This is a genomic window from Nocardia sp. CA-135953 (genome assembly GCF_050955735.1).
Taxonomy (GTDB): Bacteria; Actinomycetota; Actinomycetes; order Mycobacteriales; family Mycobacteriaceae; genus Nocardia.
Window position 1 is genome coordinate 5,716,475 of record NZ_CP192082.1, and the last position, 22,025, is coordinate 5,738,499.

Sequence of the window (22,025 nt, forward strand, 5' to 3'; positions counted from 1 at the left end):
CGAAGCCGCTACGCCATAGAGCCACCGGCATCGAGTTGCCCGAGAATCACTGCCCCGGTGCCACAACCCGCGCCGTCGGCCCGGTAGGTGCCGTTGCCGGACAGCCGCGCCTCCGGCGAGAGCAGCACGTCGGCTTCCAGCTGCCGCTTCTGCTCCGACGGCGTGCCGTCGGCACCGAGGCGCCGATCGGCCGGCCGCTCGTACAGCGGGGCGCCGCCGCACATGGCCTCGGTGAACCGCTGCCGTCCGGCGAGTTGACGCTGCTGCGCCCGGCGCTGGTACTCGTCGCGCCGACCCGGTTCGATCGCCTGGATGAACGCCTCCGGATGCACCACCGCGAGCAGACCCGAGACGTGGCCGAAGCCGAGCGAGGTCAGCAGACCGGCCTTGAGCGGGAACCGCTCACCGAAGCGCAGCGGTTCACGCGCCCAGACCAGATGCGGGTAGGCCTGCATCTTGTCGTCGACACAGTCCAGGCTCCGATTCGGCGGCACCACACCGTTTTCCAGCACCTGGCACAGGCCGATGAGCTGGAACGCGGCCGCGCCACCCTTGGCGTGTCCGGTCAGGCTCTTCTGCGAAACCACGAACAGCGGCGCGCCTTCGGAGCGTCCGACAGCCGTGGCCAACCGCTCGTGCAGTTCGGACTCGTTCGGATCGTTGGCCGCGGTCGAGGTGTCGTGCTTGGAGATGACCGCGATATCGTCCGGCGCCACACCGAGTTTGCGCAGTTCGGCGGCGAACTTGGATTCCCGGCCGCCACGCCCCGCACCCAGCGCGCCGAGGCCGGGCGCCGGGATGGAGGTGTGCACGCCGTCGGCGAAGGACTGTGCGAAGGCGACCACACCGAGCACCGGCAGGCCCATTTCCACCGCCACGTCGCCGCGCGCCAGCAGCACGGTGCCGCCGCCCTGCGATTCCACGAAGCCGCCGCGACGGCGGTCGTTGGCGCGGGAGAAGTACCGGTCGCTGATGCCCTTGGCGCTCATGGCCGCCGAATCCGCAGTGGCCGACATATCGCCGAAGCCGACGATGCCCTCGATACCGAGATCATCGAAGCCACCGGCGACCACCAAATCGGCCTTGCCCAAACGGATCTTGTCGACACCCTCCTCGACCGACACCGCAGCGGTCGCGCAGGCCGCCACCGGATGCACCATCGCGCCGTAGCTGCCGACGTAGGACTGCACCACATGCGCGAGCGCGACGTTCGGCAGCGCCTCCTGCAGGATGTCGTTCGGGCGCGACTCACCGAGCAGGTTGTCGATGTAGAGCGAGCGCATCGAGGACATGCCGCCCATACCGGTGCCCTGGGTGTTGGCGACCAGGCTCGGGTGCACCCAGCTCATCAGCTCGGCCGGGCTGAACCCGGAGCTGATGAACGCGTCGACGGTGCAGACGATGTTCCACAGCGCGACCCGGTCCACCGAGGCCGCCATATCGGCGGAGATGCCCCAGATGGTGGGATCCCAGCCGGTCGGGATCTGACCGCCGACGGTGCGCGACAGCTTGGCCTTGCGCGGTACCCGAATCTCGGTGCCCGCCTTGCGGATCACCTGCCAGTCACCGGCATCGGCGACCGAAGTGATCACCGTGTGCTCCGGATCAGCGGCGTAGAAAGCGCGTGCCTCGGCTTCGCCGCCGACCGTGAAGGTCAGATCCTGGTCCAGGAAGACCGAGGTCATCAGCGGCGCGGCATTGTCGATCATGGCGCCGTCGTCCTGGTAGCGGCGCACACCGCAGCGCGCGACCACCGCGTCGTGGTACTTCTCGGCGAGCTCGTGTTCGGGGACGTAGTCACCGGATTCGGCGTCGTACCAGCCGGGCTTGGGATCGTTCTCCCAGACGACCAGGCCGGTGGTCCAGGCCAGTTCGAGCACACCGGCGGCCGAGAGCTCGTCGGAGACTTCCATCTCGAACCGGGTACGCGCCGAACCGTACGGGCCGAGCTCACCGGCACCGACGATGACAACCATATCGGCGAGATCGGCGGTCACCGAACCCCATTCGGGCACCGGCAGCGCCGAACTCATGGTCGGCGGTGCGGGCAGCGCCGAAATCGTCCCCGCCGCAACGGCTTCCTCGGTCTCGGCGGCGGCGGCCTCCTGAGCCTGCTTGGCCAGTGCGGGCAGGTCGAGCTTGACCCTGGCGAGTCCGCCGGTGAGGTCGATCTGCTGCGGTCCGGTGGCGGTCACCTGACGGGCCCGCGACGTGCACCACTTCAGCAGCTCATCGGCCATCTCGGCGGTGGACCAGGTGTGCACGCCGGCCTGCTCGACCGCGGTCACCATCGGATCGTTGTGGCCCATCAGCCCGGTGCCGCGCACCCAGCCGATGAGTGCGTGTACCAGGGTGACTCGGCTCGACCACGACTTCTCGGCCCGCCACTTGGCGACCACCGCGTCGAGTGCGGCCTTGGACTCACCGTAGGCGCCGTCGCCGCCGAACATGCCGCGGTTGGGCGAACCCGGAAGCACCACATGCAGTTTCGCGTCGACATCGTGATCGATGCCGATCTTGGACAGCCCACCGATCAGCCGCTCGACCGACCAGAGCAGGACCCGCATCTCCATTTCGGCGCGGGCGCCGGCGTCGGCGAGATCACCGGCGACCCGCGGTGCCGCGAACGGCAGCAGCAGGGTCGGGGTCATCGCGTCCTTGATCTTGACCTTCGCACCGCCCGCATTGTCGACCTGCTCGCCGCCGACCCAGTCGATCAGCGCGTCGACGTCCTGGTAGGACGCCATATTCGCGGGGACGACCCAGAGCGCGGCACCGTGACGCGCGTTCTCGCGGTAGAGCTTGCGATAGAAGCCGAGCCGCTTGTCGTCGAGGCTCGAAGTGGTGACCACCACCGTGGCGCCGCCGCCGAGCAGTCGACCCGTGGCCGCCGCCGCGATGGAACCCTTACTGGCACCGGTGATCACGGCGATATCCGAGGACCACAGGCCGGACTCTTCGGTGTTCAGCGCCGCCTCGGCGATGCGCTCGTACAGGCCGGCGAGTACCGAGCGGGCCTCGTGCTTGGCCTTCTCACGCCACCAGTTCGCCTGTGCCGCAACGGCTGCACCGGCACCGAGGAAGCCGTCCACCGACTCCTCACCGGAGCCGATGTCGTCGAGCAGCCAGAGCTTGGCCAGATCCTCGCGTGCGGTCGCCCAGCGGTCGTCGATCAGCACGGCCTTGCGGGCGTCGAAGGCGGGCGCGACCAGACGCGGCCAGTCCGAACCCAATTCGGCCGAGACGAGGTCGACCAGGGTGTCATCCGAGGCCTCCGGCGCGGATACCTGTTCCGTCAGGCCGAGCTGTTCGAGCACCACGCGGGCCGCCGTGGCCAGCACACCGTCGCGACCGGTGATCTGTTCGGTGAACTCACCCAACGCCGCGGCGTCCACGGTGGCGCCGCCGCCACCGCCCGCACTCGGCAGCGATACCGCGACACCGCGACGGGCCGCGACGGCCTGCACGGCGGCGTCGATGGCCGCATCGACCGAGGCGGCGTCGCTCACACTCGCGACAAGTCCGCCGAGATCGCCACCGCGCACGCTGACACCCTCGCGGGTGCCGAGCGAAACCTCGGCGGTGACATGGTTGGCCCAGCCGTCACCGAGCTCCCAGACCTTCTTGACCCGCTCGGCGATCGCGGCGGGCCGCTTACCGGACGGACCGAAGACCTTGCGCAGGTGATCGCCGATGGCATCGGAGAGCACCGAACCAAAAGGCTTGTAAGTGCGGGCAAGCCGCTCGACGGTGGCCGAGAGCGCACCCATATCGGCGTCGGCGGCACCGTCGATCGCACCGAGCGACAGCTCGGAGCCGAGGTCGACGAGCAGCTGGTTGCGCCGCGACGAGACACCGTCGCAGAGGCCCTCGATGGTGTCGACCGGGCCGATCTGATCCAGCCGCAGCTTGGTCCACAGCGCGATCAGTACACGGGTGGCGTCGGCGGCGGTGAACGCGATGTCATCCGGACGCGGACCACCCGAGCTCGCGATCGGAGCGGCTACCGGGGCCGCCGCGACCGGCGTTGCGGCCGAAGCGGTTTCGACCGGCTCGTCCGCGGGCTCGTCGACCGGAGCGGGATCGGTATCGGTCGAGTAGACGACCGCGGCCTCGCGCTCGATATTCAGCACCTCGACGGTGACCGTGCCGAAGGCGGGCAGCTTCAGCGTCTGGCTGGCCAGGTTCGCCACCGTCGGCGTCGCGCCCAAACCGATTTCGACGAAACGCTGCACCCCGAGCCCACCGTCGGCGGCATCGGCGAACAGCAGATCCTGGGTCTCGATCCAGCGCACCGGGCTGGCGAACTGCCAGGCCAGCAGCTCGATCAGCACCACGCGGCACAATTCGGTCGGGCGGGCGGCCCAGTTGTCGAAGTCCGCGAGCACGGCGGCCAGCGGCTCCGAGGGCACCAGATCGGCGATCTCCTGGATGAACGCGCGCTCCAACGAGAACGGCTTGGGCACCAGGTTCGGAATGTAGCGTCCGAGCAGGATTTCCGGGTGCAGGTCCGCCGGCAGCAACTGTTCGAGCTTCTGCCGGAACTCCGGCACACCCTCGCGCAGCACGGTGGAGTGGAACGGCACATCGATGCCCGGGACCAGGATGAAGGCCCGCTTACCGCCGAATTCGGCACGGCGGCGGTCGATTTCGGTCTCCAGCGCATCGAGGCCCTTGACCGTGCCTGCGATGGCGTACTGCGAACCGCGCAGGTTCAGGTTGACGACCTCGAGGAATTCCCCGACGGTCTCGCCCACCCCCTTGACGAAGTCGATGACCTCGTCATCGGGCAGACCGATCTGCGACGGCCGGATGGCGGCCATCCGATAGTCACTGCGGCCCTGCGCATCCCGGGGCACCAGCTCGTGCATGGCGGAACCGCGCTGGAAGACGACCTCCAGCACCGCCTCCAGCGGCAGCACACCGGCGACGGCCGCGAGCGCGTTGTACTCACCGACCGAATGTCCGGCCAGCATGGCGCCCTCGACGTAAGCGCCGGCCTCACGCAACTCGGCGACCTGGGCCACACCGAGCACAGCCATGGCGACCTGGGTGAACTGGGTCAGGTGCAGCACGCCGTCCGGGTGCCGGTGTTCGACACCGCGCGCCTTGAGGTAGGTCGGGTTGTCCCGCACCACGGCCAGGATCGAAAAGCCGAGTGCCGCACGGGTGTGCTTATCGGCGCGCTCCCAGATCTCCTTGGCGGCCTTGGAGCGGGCACGGGCGTCCAGGCCCATGCCCTTGCGCTGAATGCCCTGGCCCGGGAAGGCGTAGACGGTCTTCGGGGTGGCGGTGCGGCCGGTCGCGGTCATCACCAGATCGCCGTCGGCACGGCAGGAGACCTCGATGATCTCACTACCCGCGTCGACCGCGATCCGCTCGACGCGCACGTCGATCTCCGCGCCCGGGCGGACCATCCCGAGGAAGCGGGTGGTCCACGCCGTCAAAGTCCGTGCCGGAGTGGAGCTTTCGGGATCCACTGCGGACACCGCGTGCTGCGCGGCGGCCGAGAGCCACATGCCGTGCACGATCGGGCTGCCGAGTCCGGCCAGTTTGGCGGCCGAATCACTGGTGTGGATCGGGTTGTAGTCACCGGAGACCGCGGCGAAGGCACGCATAGTGCGCGGCGCCAGGATGGTGACGTCACGACGGCGGCGACGCGGGGTGTCGGTGGCGGCATCGGAGACCACACCCGCCGCGCGCGGCGGATCGGTCAGCTCGCCGGCGCCGTTGCGTCCCCGGATGGCGAAGCGTTCGGTCAGCGTCGCCAGCGGCACCACGTCGAGGCCCTGATCCCGCATCTCGCCGACGGACACCCGAACCTCGACGACACGTCCCAGGTCGGTGTCGACAACGTCACCCGATTCGGCGCGGACAACGAGAATGCTGGTGTCGTGCGGCAGGTCGCGCTCGAGTGCGATCTGGTGATCGAGGTGGACCAGATCCAGCATGCCCTCGATGACACTGTCGCCGTCGGCGCTGCGCGCGGCACCGAGTACCGCGAAGACGGCGGGCCAGCACGCACCGACGAGCACATCGGGCACGCTGCGCCCGAGCGTGCTCAGTGCGCCGGGCAGGCCCGAACCGGTGACGCCCGCGTGATCGGCGATGAGGTCCGGGGTCCAGGCGACATTGAGGTGTGCGACCTTGCCCTTCACCTCCGGCAGCGCCTGGCCCGCGGCGACCGCGAGCAGCGCGGACATCGCGGTGTCGGCATCGGTTTCGGTGATGACCGGCGCGCCGCCGTTGTAAAGAGAGGTCGGCACGGTGATGCGCAGACGGACGCGCACGGCGTCACCGCCGAACAGCGGCACCGTGAGCTCGACGTAGGCGTGATCGGCATCCGGTCCGGTGGTCTCGGTGATCGTCGCACCGGTCGGCGGATGGACGGCGCCCTTGTCGTCGACAGTCCACTTGGCGAGGTCGCCGAGGCGATGGATCGGGTTGATTGTGGTGCGGCCGGACCATTCGACATCCGGCGCGGCCAGCACCGCATCGACCGGCCCCTCGGTCACGCCCGCGGAGCGGCGCGCGTCGACCGCGACCGGCGAGACACCGGCACGCACCAGCGCGTGCGCCGTGTCCTGCTCGAAGCGATCGAGCAATTCGCCGACGGGCTCGTCGACGCGGGTGATACCGGCGACCGAGACCGTGCCCGGAATGACACAGACCTGATCGGCCGAATAACGCGGATCGTGGGCCTGCCACAGCGAATCCGAACGCCACCAGCGACGCACGTCACCGTCCACGACGGGCACGAAGTTCACCGGCTTACCCGGGGTTTTGCACAGGCTGACGAAGAACGGCACATCCGCCGGGTGCAGCAGGGTCTGCTCGGCCGCCGGGTACTGCTGCTTCAGCGTGCACAGCGCCTCGACCGGGTTCTCGAATACCGCGTCGGATTCGAACAGCGTCGGGATCTCACCGCGGTCGGCCGGATGCAGCCGGGATTCGGTGCGGCGCATCATCTCCACGAACCGGTCCCGCCAGGTGATGTCGAGCCAGACCGAACGGGTGGCGTCGAGGATGGCTTCGCCGAGGTCGCTGCCGCAGTCGAAGTCCTGGCGGCGGTCCAGGCCGACCGCCAGCTCGACGTAGCGTTCCAGCCACTCGAGGTAGGTCATGGTCCTGACATCGCCGAAGTACGGCTTGGCCGTGGCATTCAACGCGGCGATGATCTCGTCGCGACGCTCGGCGACCGCGTCGGCGTCACCGGCGACCTCGTCGAGCAGGCGGCCGGTGCGCGAGGCCGCATTGTCGATCTCGTGGATATCGGCGCCCAATTGGCTACGGCCGGAAGCCATTCCGCCGGTCGCGGTGCCCGCCCCGACCCAGTCCGGGGTACCGGGGGTCTCGACGAGCAGCTGCTTGACCTCTGGCGCGGTGGTGGCCTCGAGCGTCGCCATGGCGGCGGTGCCGACCAGCACGCCATCGAGTGGCATCACCGGATAGCCGTGCGGCACGGCCCATTCACCAGTCAGGTATTCGGTCGCGCGCTCCGGGGTACCGATGCCGCCGCCGACACAGACCACCACATTGTCGCGGTTGCGCAGCTCGGCGTAGGTCTCGAGCAGCAGGTCGTCCAGGTCCTCCCAGGAGTGGTGTCCGCCGGCCCGGCCGCCCTCGATGTGCATGATCACCGGGTAGTCCGGCACCTCGTCGGCGATGCGCAGCACCGCGCGGATCTGGGCGACGGTGCCCGGCTTGAACGCCACATGCGTGATACCGACCTCGGTCAGCTCCGCGATCAGCGCGACGGCCTCTTCCAGCTCCGGAATGCCCGCGGTGACGACGACACCGTCGAACGGCGCACCCGCGGTACGGGCCTTCTGCACCAAGCGCTTACCGCCGAGCTGCAGCTTCCACAGGTACGGGTCGAGGAACAGCGAGTTGAACTGCACCGCGCGACCCGGATGCAGCAGCGTCTTCAGCTCGGCCACCCGGTCGGCGAAGATCTGCTCGGTAACCTGACCACCACCGGCCAGCTCCGCCCAGTGGCCCGCATTCGCCGCCGCCGCAACGATTTTCGCGTCAACGGTGGTCGGGGTCATACCCGCGAGCAAGATCGGCGAGCGACCCGTCAGCTTGGTGAACGAGGTCTCGACCACGACGCGTCCACTCGGCAGACGCACCGGGCGCGGCGCGAAGGCCGACCACGGCTGAGCCACCTCGGGCGCGGCGCCAGGGGTCAACAGGCTGCGCTGACCCGCGCGGGTCGCGGCCGCGAGGATGCCGACGCCGGTGCCCTTGAGCGAGCTGCTGGTGAGCCGACTGAGCAGATCACCGGGGCCCAGATCGAGAATCCACTGCGCACCGGCGGCGACGATGCCGTCGACCTCCTCGACCCAGTCGATCGGGTCGACGAGGATCTCCTTGGCCAGCGAACCCGCAAGCTCGGCATCCAGACCACACTGGGACGCCCAGCCGCTCACGATGTCGACCGTCTCGGCGAGCGCGGGGTGATGGAAGGCGACATCGACGGCCAGGTCCTCGAAGACCGGCGCGAACACCGCGCCACCGCGCGACTTCGCATCGCGCTCGCGCGTCTGCTCGTTATGGATCTGGGCGCAACGCTGACGCACCCGCTCCAACTGGGTCGGCGTACCGGAAAGCACCACGCGCCGCCGACCGTTGCGAATCGAAACCACCGCGGCCGCGGCGGGGTCGACGCCCGCGGACACCTCGGCCACCACCGTGCGCAGATGCTCGGGATCGACATTCGATACCGCGACCATCGACGAACGCTCACCCACCGGCATGAGGCCGCGCCGGCGAGCAACCAAACCCGCTGCGGCGCCGATCATTTGGGCGATGGCGAGCAGTTCGGCGTCACGCTGTCCACCGGCCTGCACCGACGTCGCGGCGAGGCGGCCCTGCGAGTGGCCGACGACCGCGACCGGCGCGTGCTCGTTGGCATCCAGACCCTGCAGCCGCAGCGCGCGCACGGCGGCCACCTGTGTCAGGAACACGCCCGGCATCGACACCACGGCCGAGCGGAGCACCTGCTCCGAAAGCGCGGCGGAAACCTCCGCCTCGTCACCGTCGGCGAGCTCGTTCTCGAGCATCCAGCCGATCGGGTCGAAACCGACCGGTCGCACCACAAGTAGTTGTGCCGCAACAGGTTCCAGCAGTGTCGCCGCTTCATTGACCAATGCGGTCAGTTCGGGCTCCAGTGCGGCATCGCGCCCGATTTCCTCCAACTCACCCAGCCAGCGCGCACCCTGCCCACCGAAGGCCAGCGCGTAGGGCGTTCCACCCAGCAGTCGATCCAGCAGCGGAGCCCTGGACCCCCCTTGCTGTGGCGCCCCAACCACTTTCGGGCTCTGTCCGGTTCCGGCCGCAGTGCTCTCATTGATCGTCAAGACGCTTCGACTTCCTTCTCTGGCGACATGCCGTCGAGACACGCCGCTCCCTCCGGTGCGCAGGTGTTCCTCACCAATGAGCCCTGATGACTACAAGGATTCCAGAAAATCATGAGGAAATCCTCACGTTTACTCACGAGACTCCCTCCTACCGCCGGGTATTTCCGTACTCTCGTACCAGAATGCCCAGAAACATGACTCTTCCTCATGTTCAAAGCCGCTGGTCCACCTGGTTACCAACGCGTACGAAACATGAGCACTCCTCATGTTGAACGTTATCGAATCGTTATAATGCCAGGTGGGGTTACTGGCGAGTACGACATGCCGGGGCTGCGCTTCGCGATGTCGGTTAAGCCCGGTAGAGTTTGGACGGTCGTACCATCAAGCGCGAGTGGCGAAATTGGCAGACGCGCCAGATTTAGGTTCTGGTGTCCACGGACGTAGGGGTTCAAGTCCCCTCTCGCGCACTACTCGAGCACGTATTTGCATCAAATTTGATGCGAATACGTGCTCGATCACCTCCTCGCACACGCTCCCCGCTGGCTCGGGCAGTCAGACCTGGCTCAGATGCGACAGCGAAGCCGCTCGCAGCACACAGTTTCGTCATTGGTGACGTATCTGCGTGCGCGAGTAGAAGGTCGCTCCCGCTCTAACACGCAGCAACGGCACAACTGAGACGGACGCGTGCATGAGCGATCCCTCACACCCCGCTGACGCGCGGATCAGTGCGCAGTTGCACCACCCCGGAATGTTTGCTGGACAACGTCGAGGACCACGGACATCCTGATCGAGTTAGGGCGGAGTTCCTCCACATCCAGTAGGTAGGAATCGCGCAACCACCTGCGGACAGAACGTGAGAACAGCCCAATGCCGGCGACCCCTCGCCGACTGGCGCCGCCACATCCCTGAGTTCCATTTTGGGGTAAGCCACCAGGACCGAACTCCTCACTCGCGGACATTCGCCTCACAGCCCAGACGTTGGGCGCATCCGCTTCGCCACTACGACGCCTGGATTACCCTCGGGACCTGAATTGCTGACGCACGTCGATGCCGCTCTGGACATCTAGGGCAGCTGACCAGGCACGAACTACAACTCGAGGTGTCATATACAAAGTCTTGGGCCGAAACTTCACACGTCTGGCCCATGTGCGAAGTTTCTTTCCATATGGCTTTAGCCCGTGGGCTCGGTCCTGACCAGCAGTTTCAGGAACTCGCGGTTGATGAACAACCGGTCGCGACCGATCTTCAGGTCCTGAAGCAGGCCTGCCGTCACAAGATCCTGAAGCCAAGCGGTCGCGGTCGGTCGTGAAACTTTGCAGCGCTCGACCACGGTCTTGATCCGGCAGTAAGGCTGCTCGAACAGGATCAACTGCAACTCCGAGTTGGAACCGCCCTTCGAGGCTTCACGGGCCCGCTTGTTGAAATCATCCTGGAGCGAGCGAATGTCTTCGATCTTCCGCAGAGTCGAGCGCGACGTCCGCTCGATTCCGGTCAGGATGTACAGAATCCAACAGCCGTGGCTCGGCTTCCGACGGGCTGGTCGCGACGTTGACGTGGTGCCCCGAATCAACGAGCACCTGGAGAGTGCTGGTGGCGCGGAATAGATCGACGACGACCGCACCAGCCGCTGCGGGCGGGGGGAGTGAGTCTGCGGGCGCCATAGCCGCATCTGCAGTCGCTCTCGTTCTGACGTGTCCATTTCAGTACCCAATCCGGTGGTCGACTTAATCTAAGCCGTCTGCGTCGTGGGCGGGAGTCCAGATGTGCTTGGGATCTTGTTCACGGCCTCGACCAGGGTGTCGCTGAGCCCGAAGCCGAGTGGGTATTGCACTGCTCGGGCTTGGCAATACTTCACGAATTCGTGGGTGCCGCCACCAGCGTCGGTGCGCACCAGCACTTTCCGCCCTGCCCGATTTCCGGGCTGCCACGGCAGCTGGTCCAGCGCGGCGGCCAGGACCCGCTTGTGGTCGACCGCGGTGTTGGCGCCGGCGTTACCGGCCGCAGCATGGCCGCAGCCGACTCGCCCGCGCCGGCGGCACCGTGGTCGATGAACGCGAACAACGGGTGATAGCCGAAACCCTTCTTGAACGTGGGAGCGGCCCGCTCCTTGTCCGAGTGCATATCGAGCAGGCTCGCGTCTAGATCGATGACCAGCGGATTCTCGGCGTCGATGCCGTGATCGGGCGCATGTTCGCTGGCCTGTTTCCACGCCGCCGCTCCGGTGGTGCGTGCGCCCGCGCGATGGCGGCCAACACCTTCGGGGCGTCCTTGGCCAGGACGGCGACCAACCGCGACACCGTCGGGTCCGAGGCCACCCGACCGAAAACGCCGGGCTCGCTACGTAATACCGCAAGATCAGCGACACAGTCCCCGCCGACCGCCAAGTCCAGCACCACGTTGCCCGGATCGTGGGTGGACAGGGGTTTGCGCCACAGCGACAACGCCCGATCCAGCCCGACCTTCTGCGCGGTGGCCAGCAGCGTCACCGCCCTGGCCTGCGACACAACTCCCGAACCATCCCCGTCAACTGTCAGCGACGGATACCACGACGTAGACTTGCCCACCAGAAAGGTGCTCCCGAACCTTGATAATCAACCCTCAGCAAGTTGAATTATCGTAGGTCAGAGCACGTTTCGCCATTTCCGGCGCGAAGCGCCAGAAATGCATGAATGGGCGAGGCTAACGATCTCCGAAGGTCGATGGCCCGTCGCCGACATCTTCGTGGACTCCCGCGTCAGCTACCGCACGCAGTGCACAGGAATCCTGAATCGACTCGGCGACACAGTGTTCCGCAACAGCAGGTCATGATCCGGCAAGGTCACGACCTGCCGTTTGGATATGGTCGAACGCTGCAGTTACGCGCCGGCAAGACCGGCTCGGGTCAGGGCGCGGTCTCGATGGTCACCTATGCCATCACGACGGCCCGCAAGGCGGGCGACCCGGGCCCATCCTGGTGCGCGGTGGCTCTGTCCACGGCAACGGCATGATCGTCACTGCGCCATCCGGCATCGTGTCCATCGGAGTGCGGCGTGCGAAGAGCGGGATCGCATCACCTACCGCATACCTATGCTGCCGTGGAAATTACCGATGTGGTCGCAAGAAAACTCTGCTGTAGTTCGATATCGGGCGCGACGTTGACAGCGTCTCGAAATCGTGTTCTTCAATTTCTGGAAAGCAGGGGAAATGAAGTCTGTCGTAGCGAGGGCCGTAGCTGTGTCCGCATTCGTTCTGGCAGGAACCATGACGTCGGCTTCTTTAACCCACGCCGATGTGACGGTGGCACATCAGGCCCGGGACGGGGACGGCTGCAACGTAGACAACAGCGTGAATAAGAACCAGGGAAATTTCGTGGGATTCTATGCGTCCTGCGAAATATGCAACGAGGCCGGGGACTGGCGGTGGCGCACGCACGAGATTGTGGCATATACCTGCGACAGTATTCCCGGTTCCGGTGCCGACTTGTATACGCGCCGATAACGCGGTAGGTGGTGTCCACATCGGCGCTCGAAGCTCGCCCGACGCGCCGAGGTCGGGCCAATCGTCTGCCGCCATTTCAGGACAACCACTACCACCGTCGATGATCTGCACTCGGACCGACGGCCGTACCCTCGCTGACGCCGGGCCTCTCATGGTGACGGCCGTCGCGCGTACGTGATGACGCGCAGGACCCACTCGAGCGGTCCGTATCTGTGGCGGCCCATCCACCACGCGCTCATCGCGAGCTGGCAGCCGAAGATCGCGAAGGCGACCAGGATGACCAGCGACGGCGCTATTCGCCCGACCAGGCCGAAACCGCACCCGGTAAACACCAGAACGCAGATCACCGATTGGCCGACATAGTTCGACAGTGCCATACGGCCGGCTGCGGCAAGGCCTCGTACCGGCCGACTTCCCATACGGGAGCGCAACAGTAATAGTGCGGATGCGCCGTAGGCCGCGGCGAGCAACGGCGCCGTCAGGAGTCCGACCGCGAGCGTTCCGGTGTTGCGGGTACCGCCGCCGGATGCGAAGACCAGCGCTCCGGCCAGCCCGACCGGGTATCCGATCCACTGGATTCGCCGCAGCAGATGTGCGTAGCGGTCGAGGTCGGACAGGACACGACCCCGGCCCGCCGCCAGTCCTACCAGAAACGCGGACAGTGCGAGCGGTGCCTGTCCGGCGTTGCTCGCCAACTGCGCGGGGACTAATCGCAGATGCTCGGCGATAACGCTGCCCGGTCCACCACGGAACGCGTCGGTAGTCCGAGCACCCTCGATCAGCGCCGCGGTGGAATCCACGGCCACGGGGTTCCCAGCCAGTAGCACGGTGACAGCAACCGCAACGGTCAGCATGAGCGCGCTCGCGAGGGCGACGGTCGTAGAGACTTTCCTGAACGTGAGCAAAATCAGTCCGAGCAATGCGTAGGTAGTGAGGATGTCCCCGTGGAACAGCAGGACGGCATGCAGGATCCCCAGGACGAAAAGCCCGCCGAGACGGCGTAGGAATCGGGGTGTGAACCTGGCGTCCGCTCGTGCCGCGGAGTCGATCTGCAACGTGAAGCTGTAGCCGAATAGGAAGGAGAACAGCAGGTAGAACTTCGTATCGATGAGGAAGGCGATCAGCCACGTGGCCGCACTGTCCAGCCGAGAAGCATAGGCCGGATCGGCGGCGAGATGAGCTGGGTAGCCGGACGCGAAGAACACGATGTTGGCGAGGAGAATGCCGAACAGAGCGAAACCGCGCAACGCGTCGATCTCGGCGATGCGATCAACCGCGCGAACGCCGGTCACCTTCGAGTCGGCAGTGGGTGTCCTGCCGTCGTATCGCCACATCGCAGATCCCTGAATAGTCGTCGACCGTGCCGGAATCCGACGGTATTGATACGGAGCGGTTCAGCACATCGTGCTAACGACTCGGATCCCTGCGATACCCCGGTACGATTCGACCGTCACCCGTGATACCAGCGACCGAGCCGGGACAAGTTCGGAGTGCGTGTGGTGGCCCGCGCTCACGCAGGTGCCCTGGAACGGCCTGTACTACGCGCAACTCGACTTCCGCTGATCACCGACGCCGTCCTTGCCCGGGCTTTGCCAACCCCACCGGTCCGGGACCGAGCGACAAGCCCTCTACCAGTTGACCTGACCCGGTTGCCCGCAGTCCGGCACGAGCGCGGGGTTCCTGCGATCAACCGGCCAGCTCGGCGACTGCTTGTTTTGCCGGGATCACCCCGTTGATCCGGAGCGCGGACTCACCGGCATACAACGCGGCCCGATCAACCCAGTCCTCGGGCATCCCTTCCAACGGTGCTGCCGGGCTGAACAGTGGAATCGCGGCCCGCTGCATCCGCAGCACCGAACTTTCGCTGTTCTCCGGCGCCCAACGCGACAGTGGGGCACTGAGCGAGTTGACCAGCGCCGGAAGCCGACGCGCGGCCCCGTCCGCGCGGCACCAGCGATCGGTGACAGTGTTGGGCACCACCCGATGCCGGGCAGGCCAACTCAACCCGAACAAGGTTGTTTCCAGTGTCTTGTCCGCGGCGAGGATTCGGCGCTGGTATTCACGGTGAGCGCCGGACTCCTCGGTCAGGACGAAGCGGGTCCCGGCCACCACTGCGGCCGCACCGGCAGCCAGCGCGGCGGCAGTGTCAGCGCCCGTCGCCACACCTCCAGCTAGAAACACCGGACGCTCCCGCGCAACCGCCAGCGCTCGCGGCAGAAACTCGAGGGCCGCAACGGTTCCCACCAAATGTCCACCTGCCTCGCGGCCCTGAGCGATGAGACCGTCCGCGCCCCAGGTCACCGCCTCACGAGCTTGATCCTCGGTTCCGACCATCACCAGCACGAACACGCCAGCATCACGAAGCTCACGCACCAGCGCGGCATCGCCGCCGAAGGAGACCACCACCACATCGACACCGGCTTCGACACAGGCCTGGACATGACGGCGCCGCGCGAACTGCATCAACAGGTTGACCGCCACACACCGACCGGGAGCCTCGTCCCGCACCCAACCGACTGCGGCCCGCAACTCGATCGGAGCCATCAACCCGATCGTCGCGAGCCCGCCCGCGCTGGCCACGGCAGCAGCCAGACGACCGCCCGCGATGCCGGGCATGCCCGCCAGCGCGACGGGAACATCCAACCGAAACCTGTCCAGAACATCCATAATCCCGCGCCTAATCGCTCGAGCCGCAACCCGACCGGACAATATTTTGCGGCGACAATCCAGCAACGAACCGGAACCGAGACTCGTCACCTACTTGACGCACCGCTGACCACAGGCGTCAGCCCATGCCAGGTCGACCGGCACAAGACACGACGAGCCCGAGGCCCACTTCCGACAGCTCGACCGACTGTGCACCCGCGCTGGAGCAGTTCCTGGGTATCGGATCGAGCCCATCGGCCTCGGCGATCGGCCGACTGACCTCGTAATGGCAAGACGAGACGAAAGCCTTTGCCGCCCGGAACCTTTCGAATGTGGACTATGTGTACCCGTGGGTAGACGGCATCCACCTGAAATCCGCCTGGAACAGTAAAAACTGTCCCCCGCACCTGGTCGCGCTCGTCCGCAACGGCGCCGTATTCCACAAGGGCAAGCTTCTCCAATCACTGCCAATACCGAGTACGTTCCCGGATGAGATCGGTACGCAACCGCGTGTAATCACGCAGATTCCGGATCGACTGCGGTGGAACGAAATTGGGGCCGCAGCATTCCCGTTCGGTGAGCTTGGCCAGCCACACCGCGTCCAGCTTGTCGGTCTTCGCACGTCCCGGCACGGATCAGGGGGAGCTCTCAACAAACACCACGCCGACCGGCGCTGGTCTAAACCCGAAGCCGGTCCTAACCCGTGAGGCTTCATTTGTGAATCTGTTCGTGCGGCCCGCGGATCCGGCCACTTTGGTCCAAGCCCTCTGATCACCTTCCGATCGAACAGCATCAAGCGCTCTCTGGCAGCGTGGTTGGAGGGAACGTCACAGGTAGGGCGGTCAGGGCGCGGTGGAAAGGCCCGGGCCGCCACGTGAGTTGGTCCGTGGGGACGGTGAGTCGCATATCGGGCAGCACATCGAGGAGTTGTTCGATGGCGTCATGGGCGACGAGGTAGGCGATCGATTGGGCCGGGCAACTGTGCGGGCCGGCCCCCCACGCCAGGTGTGAGCGGTTTCCGATGTTATAGCCGTTGTCGATGGCGGGATCGGTATTGGCGGCGGCAATGCCGATGACGACTGGTTCGTCGGCAGGCACCCAGAGACCGTTGACCAGGATCGGCTGCCTTGGATAAGTGATGGAGAAGTTGGCGATGGGTGGATCGTCGAAGAGGAGTTCATCGAGGGCATCGCGCGTGGACAGACTGCCACCGAGGACGACGCCGCCGAATCGATCGTCGGTGAGCATCAGCAACAGAGTGTTGGTGATCAGATTTCGCTGCGGTTCGATGCCTGGGCCGTACAACGTGGCCAACTGATGGACCATCTCGCTGTCATCTAGCCCGGCAGGGTGGTGCAGCAGGCGAGTGGTGATGTCGTCACCCGGTGACGATCGCTTCATTTCGATCAAGGTCAGTAGGGCCTCACTGACCATTTTGTTTCCCTGCTCGGAGTCGACGCAGTCCAGCATGGCTCTCAGACCGTCGGCTACACGAACGCCGATGTCGGGTGGGCACCCGACTAGGGTGTTGATCGCCTCGAAAGCGATGGGAAACGCATAGTCGCCGATTATTTCGGCCCGGCCAGTCCGGCAGAACTTGTCGATGAGCGAGAGGGCAAGGCGTTCAATCGTGCTGTGCAAGGCGTGGAGGTCGACTGCGTTGATGGCGGCGACGTTGGCCTCGCGATAGCGGGTGTGCTCGACGCCGGCGCTGCGCAGGGCACAGGGCCGCCATTGCATCATTGGCAGGACCAGGCAGTCGGCGGAGATACCGGCCTCCCACCGACGTGGGTCGGCAGGAAAATGTTCGGGATCATGCAGAATCCGGACGGCTTGGTGGTATCCGAGTACAAGGGTGGCTGGTACGTCCGGTGCCAATTCGATGGGCGCGAATTCGCCGTATCGGTCGCGCATCTCGCGGTATGCGAGGTGAGGGTCATTGGCGAACATAGCCGAGTGCAGCGACACCCGGGCGCCGTCCGCATGCGGCCGATGTTCGAACAAACCAGCTGGCGACGCCGACGGCGTTTGTGTTGTCAATACTTGCTCCCGGAACGAATCGTCAGACAGCGCTGGACGTGGTGGACCGCCCTGCTAGTCGAAGACACCCTGCACTCGGCAACGCGACGTCGCATCGGTAGTTCTTAGGTAGAACCACCGATTGATCCGAACCATGCCATGCTGATTCGGCGGGTAGTTCGATCGGTCGCAGTGTATCGACGCCGGTATCCGCGGCGCCTCGGCAACAAAGAAATCCCCGATCAGTGCGGTCACCTCGCCAGGACTCACAAGTGCTCGCCTGGATTTTCCACCATTATTGGTTACGAGAGCTGATACCAACGGCATGCCAGTCGGCGGTGTGGACAGTGGCAAATCCTCCACCAGCTATGTATGGGGACAGCCGCTGGCATTGCATGGAAATGACTTCGCCAAGTGGCCATTGTCGTCAAACTGATCAACTCCACTCCAGACGACTTTGTTTTGGGAATCAGAAGCCGCCCACAACACATGCCGGGATGAGGCGAGCAGACTTTCGCCACCGAGCGTACCCACACGCTCGGCAACGTGCACGGAAGCCGTCGCTACCCGAAATACCCCAGCCGGCATCCGCTCCGATGCTCACTACTGCGCCGGTAGCCAATTCATACGTATTACGTAGGTATATAATAGGTGGTCAGACTTTCGTTGCCCCCAATGGTGGGAATTGCGGACTCGCCGTGTTCAATTGCAATGTGTCTTGCGACCTCGGAGTGCCCACCGCATCAGCGGTTGACAACCAAACGTTGTGGAAATGGAAGGAATCGACCGAATGCCGACGTAATGCTGGCGAGCGGCGCATGCGGCGGAGGCCTTTTGTGCAACGCATGCGAGCGAGGCAGGCAGCCAGCGCGGTTGCCTCAGCAGTGGGGGTGTCGTTGCTGCTGTTCGGGGTGGCGGCCGCCGAGCCACCGACGTCGGGTCCCGACCTCGGCCCGTCCGGTGGATACCACGCTCCCGCCGAGAGCGACGGTCTCGCCGCCCAGGCGGTCATCACCAGGATCGAGCCGATCACCAGCCGTTGGCTACGGGTGTTCGTACAGTCACCGGCGATGCATCGAGTCGTGCAGGTGCAGGTACTGCTGCCCGCCGACCGCGGCCGGCCGCGACCGACGCTGTACCTGCTCGACGGCCGCGGTGCCCCGGAAAACGAGAGCAGCTGGACCGCACATGGGCATGCGGCGGAGTTCTTCGCCGACAAGAACGTCAACGTCGTGCTGACCACCGGTGGCCCGGCCAATCTCTACACCGACTGGCAACGCCGCGACCCCGTACTGGGCACCAACAAGTGGGAAACCTTTCTCACCCGCGAGTTGCCTCCGCTGATCGACGCACAGTTCGAGGGCATCGGCCGCCAGGCCATCCAAGGGGTATCGATGGGCGGTGAGGCCGCGATGATGCTGACCGTCCGCAACCCAGGCATGTACCGGGCAGTGGCCGCGCACAGCGGCTGCTACACCGTCGCTCCTGGCCCCGGTCAGGCGCAGGCCCGTGCGATCGTGGAAACCTATCGCGGCAATCCGGACAACATGTTCGGCCAACCGGATGACCCGGACTGGCTCGCCCACGACGTCATGACTCATGCCGACGCCCTGCGCGGCACCGCGATCTACCTGTCCAGCGGCAGCGGGATCCCCGGCGAACACGACGTGCCCGGGCAAGCCGGTCTACCCGACGACATCACCATCGGCGGACCGTTGGAAGCCGGAGCCTACGAATGCGCTCTCGTGTTCGCGAACCGGCTCACACAACTACAGATCCCCGCGACGGTAAACCTGCGGCCCACCGGCACCCACTCCTGGCCGTACTGGGCCGACGAACTGTCCCGGTCCTGGCCGACCATCGCCCACGCACTGGACATGAACACGTGACTTTCGATCAACGGCCACGCGCAACGCGCCGTCCAAGCAGAACCGGCGCCGAGATGAGCGTGGCGGAGATCCTGGAGCGGTACATGAGCGCCCATCAACAGGTTCACCGCTACGGGTACCGGCACCATGAGCCGATGCTAACGATGCGGCTGCTCATTAAGGCGTTGTACGGCAACACATTTGAGACGGCTGAGGTTGTCGATGGCGATGGGTGCGCGACGAGGATTCGAGTCTCGTGCGGATACGTACCTCTGCCGGGTTCTCCGAACTTCGACATGGTGTTGCTCGGCCCCGTCAGCACCGACCAGGCACACAACACGGCCTACCACCTCGACGGCGGACACGTCTATGTCGGCGAGGCATCCAATGACCTGAACGCGCACGACGGCACACCGATCTGAACGCGTTGAGCCATGCGACCCTGCACGGCGGTCAGGCCGACCCCGCCGACCCGGATTTCGGCGCCACCCGCATCAAAGCCGGAACACCGCCGAGCCACTCCTCACCGCTCGCTGAGGTCGTGGAAGCGGACGGCGGAGGCCGCCTGCAGAACCAGATCCGCCAGCAATTGAGCGTTCTCGATCCGAGGAACCAAACCCTTGAGTTCCACACCACGAAAGAAATGCCATCGAACTGATACAGGAAGCGCGAGCCATGGCGTGAGACAAACCAGAAACAAGTAGGTCAAATGACTGGCAGACGCCACGAATTTTGAGGTCTACAAGTCGGTTGGCCTCGTCGGTCCCGCGAGGTACTGCGGAGCTGTTTCGGTCGGCCCTGCGCAGCGTCTTGGACGATGGGCCTGATCGGCCGCCACTCCCATCCCAAGGCGAAACCCGAAACACGTTCGCCACCAGCGAAGCCCAGCGGCATCGACTATGCGCGACTGATCGAGACCGCCCTGGCCGAAATCATCGGCGAGTACGCCTTTCCCGTCCCTTTTGAGACCGTCAACGCCCTCGTCGGGTATCTCCCCGGCCGCGGCGCTCGGGTGGCCGACGGTTTGACCGCCATGCTGGATTGCGTCGACTCCGACCATGGCAACAAGATGATCAGCGATGCCCTGCTGGCCTTGTCGAGCTGAAGCGGTTCGAGCCGGGTAACGATCCCACCACGCGCCGTGCTGTATCAGCCAGCCGGTCTCGACGACAACGAGTTGGTCCATCAGCTGGCCACGTTGTACGGACCAGGAATCCAGCCGCAGCGCAATCTGATCGCCAACACTCTGTTGCTGATGCGCACCGACGACCGATTCGGCGGAGTTGTTTCTCGTCGCCCATGACGCCATTGACCAGTTGCTTGACGTGCGGCCCGATGTGCGACTCGCCGTCCCGGCGGATCAACCCACTGGCGGCCCGGGCCTTTCCACCGTGCTCTGACCGCCTTGCCAGTGAGTTTCCTCCGACTAGTCTGCCGCGCCTTTGAGTGCTGTTCGAGCAGAAGATGATTCGGCGTTCTCGAGCAGTCCGGGCAGATTTGCTGGCCGCACGAACACATTCACGAACGCATCGGCCAGCGCCGAATTACCTGCGGCAGTCAGCATCAGCTCCTGCAGGGGTGCCGGCGGCTCCAGCACGGTCATCGTCCAACGCGCCGCCGGATATGCGACCCCGGTCAGCCAGGGCTCGGCCGTGGCCATCATCCATTCGCGATCGTTTGTGTCGCCGACACCGGCAACGATGCGCTGCGCGTAGGTCGCCGCGCAGTGCACGGCATTGTTCGCCCCTTGCGCGCCACCGGGGTCCATGCGGACGACCACGTCGCCTCCGCCGAGTACCGAGCGTCCCGACGGTAGTGTGCCGACCGCCTGTCGCACATGTGGGGTAACCGCGCCCACCAGGGTCGCTCCGGCGTCGGTCAGGTCCGCGTGGCGATACCGATCGGCGATGTCCGGCGGGATATGTTCGTCCAGCAGCCGTCGCGCCTGGCGCAGCCGCTCCGTCGCATCGCCGCTGCTGTCGAACACATCCAGCGCCTGTCCGGGTATCGCCTCGAAGAGCAGGATCTCGCAGGCGCGCTCTCGGCCCGGCGGCCCGGTCAGCGCCGCATAGGAGATGATCTCCCCGATTCCGGGAAGGGCGAGGTAGTGGCCCAGGCGCTCCGGATGGGGAGCCACGCCGTCGAGATAGAGCACCGACAGTTGGCGCAGCGGCCGACTCGAGAGATTCCAGCTGTCATCGATCGGAAAACAGGCGAGCACCTCCCGGCTGCCCCTGGTGACAACGGTCAGATCGTCACGGCCCGCACCGTCATCGATTGTTCGCAGGCCCAGGTCGCCGACGAGTTCCACATTTCCGCCCTGGCGCACAAAATGGTCGAGCCACGCCGAGAATACTGTCCGTTGGTCCACACTCTGCGCCGGCCGCGCGAATTTCCCCGACCAGTCACAAATTCGCGCGCCGTCCGCGACGATCGTGACCTGCATTCCCCACAACTCAGGAGCAGCGGCCCTCCAGAAATCCAGCTCGGCGGCGGACTCTATATCCAGCGTCGCTGGGAATTTGGCCTGCGTACTGGTCACCGAGCCAGCCAGTACCGCCTCGGCGGTCCGATCCGTCACCACCGTGACCGGCCACCCGTGCCGGTGCAACAGATGTGCCAGGGGAAGGCCACACTCTCCGGCCCCTATGAT

The 22,025-nt window shown here is 65.7% G+C and carries 12 protein-coding genes, 1 tRNA gene and 3 pseudogenes; 7 read left to right on the forward strand and 9 right to left on the reverse strand.

Going from position 1 to position 22,025, the window contains the following annotated elements:
• Positions 1 to 8: 8 nt before the first annotated feature.
• On the reverse strand, positions 9 to 9,362 hold the full coding sequence (locus ACQPXH_RS26425) for a fatty acid synthase subunit beta domain-containing protein (RefSeq protein ID WP_433599179.1): 9,354 nt from the start codon (positions 9,360 to 9,362) through the stop codon (positions 9 to 11).
• A 385-nt stretch (positions 9,363 to 9,747) separates the two neighbouring features.
• Here ACQPXH_RS26425 and ACQPXH_RS26430 point away from each other — a divergent pair.
• A tRNA-Leu gene (locus tag ACQPXH_RS26430) sits at positions 9,748 to 9,829 on the forward strand.
• Positions 9,830 to 10,533: 704 nt separating this feature from the next.
• Here ACQPXH_RS26430 and ACQPXH_RS26435 read toward each other — a convergent pair.
• From ACQPXH_RS26435 to ACQPXH_RS26455, 5 genes are all read right to left on the reverse strand, one after another.
• Positions 10,534 to 11,061: a hypothetical protein gene (locus ACQPXH_RS26435; RefSeq protein ID WP_433599180.1), complete on the reverse strand. Its 528-nt coding sequence runs from the start codon at positions 11,059 to 11,061 to the stop codon at positions 10,534 to 10,536.
• 152 nt (positions 11,062 to 11,213) lie between these two features.
• The gene (locus tag ACQPXH_RS26440) at positions 11,214 to 11,534 is read right to left on the reverse strand and encodes a transposase (RefSeq protein WP_433603589.1); all 321 of its coding nucleotides are present in this window, start codon (positions 11,532 to 11,534) and stop codon (positions 11,214 to 11,216) included.
• Positions 11,501 to 11,926 (reverse strand): transposase, encoded by a 426-nt coding sequence (locus tag ACQPXH_RS26445; RefSeq protein WP_433599181.1) that lies wholly within the window; start codon positions 11,924 to 11,926, stop codon positions 11,501 to 11,503. Before ACQPXH_RS26445 ends, ACQPXH_RS26440 begins: the two co-directional genes overlap by 34 nt.
• A 1,062-nt stretch (positions 11,927 to 12,988) precedes the next feature.
• Entirely contained in the window at positions 12,989 to 14,173 is a 1,185-nt protein-coding gene (locus tag ACQPXH_RS26450; protein WP_433599182.1) for a DUF418 domain-containing protein, read from the reverse strand.
• A gap of 352 nt (positions 14,174 to 14,525) precedes the next feature.
• Positions 14,526 to 15,506, reverse strand: coding sequence for an NAD(P)H-dependent flavin oxidoreductase (locus ACQPXH_RS26455; protein WP_433599183.1), 981 nt, complete (start codon positions 15,504 to 15,506; stop codon positions 14,526 to 14,528).
• Between the two features lie 176 nt (positions 15,507 to 15,682).
• Here ACQPXH_RS26455 and ACQPXH_RS26460 point away from each other — a divergent pair.
• Positions 15,683 to 15,859: pseudogene (locus ACQPXH_RS26460) on the forward strand (IS256 family transposase); the annotation flags it as partial.
• Between the two features lie 90 nt (positions 15,860 to 15,949).
• Here the strand turns inward: ACQPXH_RS26460 and ACQPXH_RS26465 are convergent.
• Both ACQPXH_RS26465 and ACQPXH_RS26470 read right to left on the reverse strand, forming a co-directional pair.
• Positions 15,950 to 16,120, reverse strand: a pseudogene (locus ACQPXH_RS26465) (IS110 family transposase); the annotation flags it as partial.
• Positions 16,121 to 16,277: 157 nt separating this feature from the next.
• Positions 16,278 to 17,228 (reverse strand): cytochrome P450, encoded by a 951-nt coding sequence (locus ACQPXH_RS26470; protein ID WP_433599184.1) that lies wholly within the window; start codon positions 17,226 to 17,228, stop codon positions 16,278 to 16,280.
• 1,121 nt (positions 17,229 to 18,349) lie between these two features.
• On the opposite strand from ACQPXH_RS26470, the gene ACQPXH_RS26475 reads away from it, so the two are divergent.
• From ACQPXH_RS26475 to ACQPXH_RS26495, 5 genes and pseudogenes are all read left to right on the forward strand, one after another.
• On the forward strand, positions 18,350 to 19,393 hold the full coding sequence (locus tag ACQPXH_RS26475) for an alpha/beta hydrolase (RefSeq protein ID WP_433599185.1): 1,044 nt from the start codon (positions 18,350 to 18,352) through the stop codon (positions 19,391 to 19,393).
• A gap of 53 nt (positions 19,394 to 19,446) precedes the next feature.
• Complete coding sequence (locus ACQPXH_RS26480; protein ID WP_433599186.1) at positions 19,447 to 19,794, forward strand: hypothetical protein; 348 nt, start codon at positions 19,447 to 19,449, stop codon at positions 19,792 to 19,794.
• A gap of 5 nt (positions 19,795 to 19,799) precedes the next feature.
• Positions 19,800 to 20,030 (forward strand): hypothetical protein, encoded by a 231-nt coding sequence (locus tag ACQPXH_RS26485; RefSeq protein ID WP_433599187.1) that lies wholly within the window; start codon positions 19,800 to 19,802, stop codon positions 20,028 to 20,030.
• 168 nt (positions 20,031 to 20,198) lie between these two features.
• Positions 20,199 to 20,300 (forward strand): annotated as a pseudogene (locus tag ACQPXH_RS26490) (hypothetical protein); the annotation flags it as partial.
• Between the two features lie 213 nt (positions 20,301 to 20,513).
• The gene (locus ACQPXH_RS26495) at positions 20,514 to 20,675 is read left to right on the forward strand and encodes a hypothetical protein (RefSeq protein ID WP_433599188.1); all 162 of its coding nucleotides are present in this window, start codon (positions 20,514 to 20,516) and stop codon (positions 20,673 to 20,675) included.
• 123 nt (positions 20,676 to 20,798) lie between these two features.
• Here ACQPXH_RS26495 and ACQPXH_RS26500 read toward each other — a convergent pair whose 3' ends face one another.
• On the reverse strand, positions 20,799 to 21,953 hold the full coding sequence (locus tag ACQPXH_RS26500; protein WP_433599189.1) for a styrene monooxygenase/indole monooxygenase family protein: 1,155 nt from the start codon (positions 21,951 to 21,953) through the stop codon (positions 20,799 to 20,801).
• Between the last annotated feature and the right edge of the window lie 72 nt (positions 21,954 to 22,025).

Bases quoted from the DNA above. Each gene is read 5' to 3' on its own strand.
- ACQPXH_RS26455 (WP_433599183.1), bottom strand. From the start codon at position 15,506: ATGGATGTTCTGGACAGGTTTCGGTTGGATGTTCCCGTCGCGCTGGCG.
- ACQPXH_RS26480 (WP_433599186.1), top strand. From the start codon at position 19,447: ATGAGCGTGGCGGAGATCCTGGAGCGGTACATGAGCGCCCATCAACAG.
- ACQPXH_RS26470 (WP_433599184.1), bottom strand. From the start codon at position 17,228: ATGATGCAATGGCGGCCCTGTGCCCTGCGCAGCGCCGGCGTCGAGCAC.
- ACQPXH_RS26435 (WP_433599180.1), bottom strand. From the start codon at position 11,061: ATGGACACGTCAGAACGAGAGCGACTGCAGATGCGGCTATGGCGCCCG.
- ACQPXH_RS26450 (WP_433599182.1), bottom strand. From the start codon at position 14,173: ATGTGGCGATACGACGGCAGGACACCCACTGCCGACTCGAAGGTGACC.
- ACQPXH_RS26475 (WP_433599185.1), top strand. From the start codon at position 18,350: ATGCGAGCGAGGCAGGCAGCCAGCGCGGTTGCCTCAGCAGTGGGGGTG.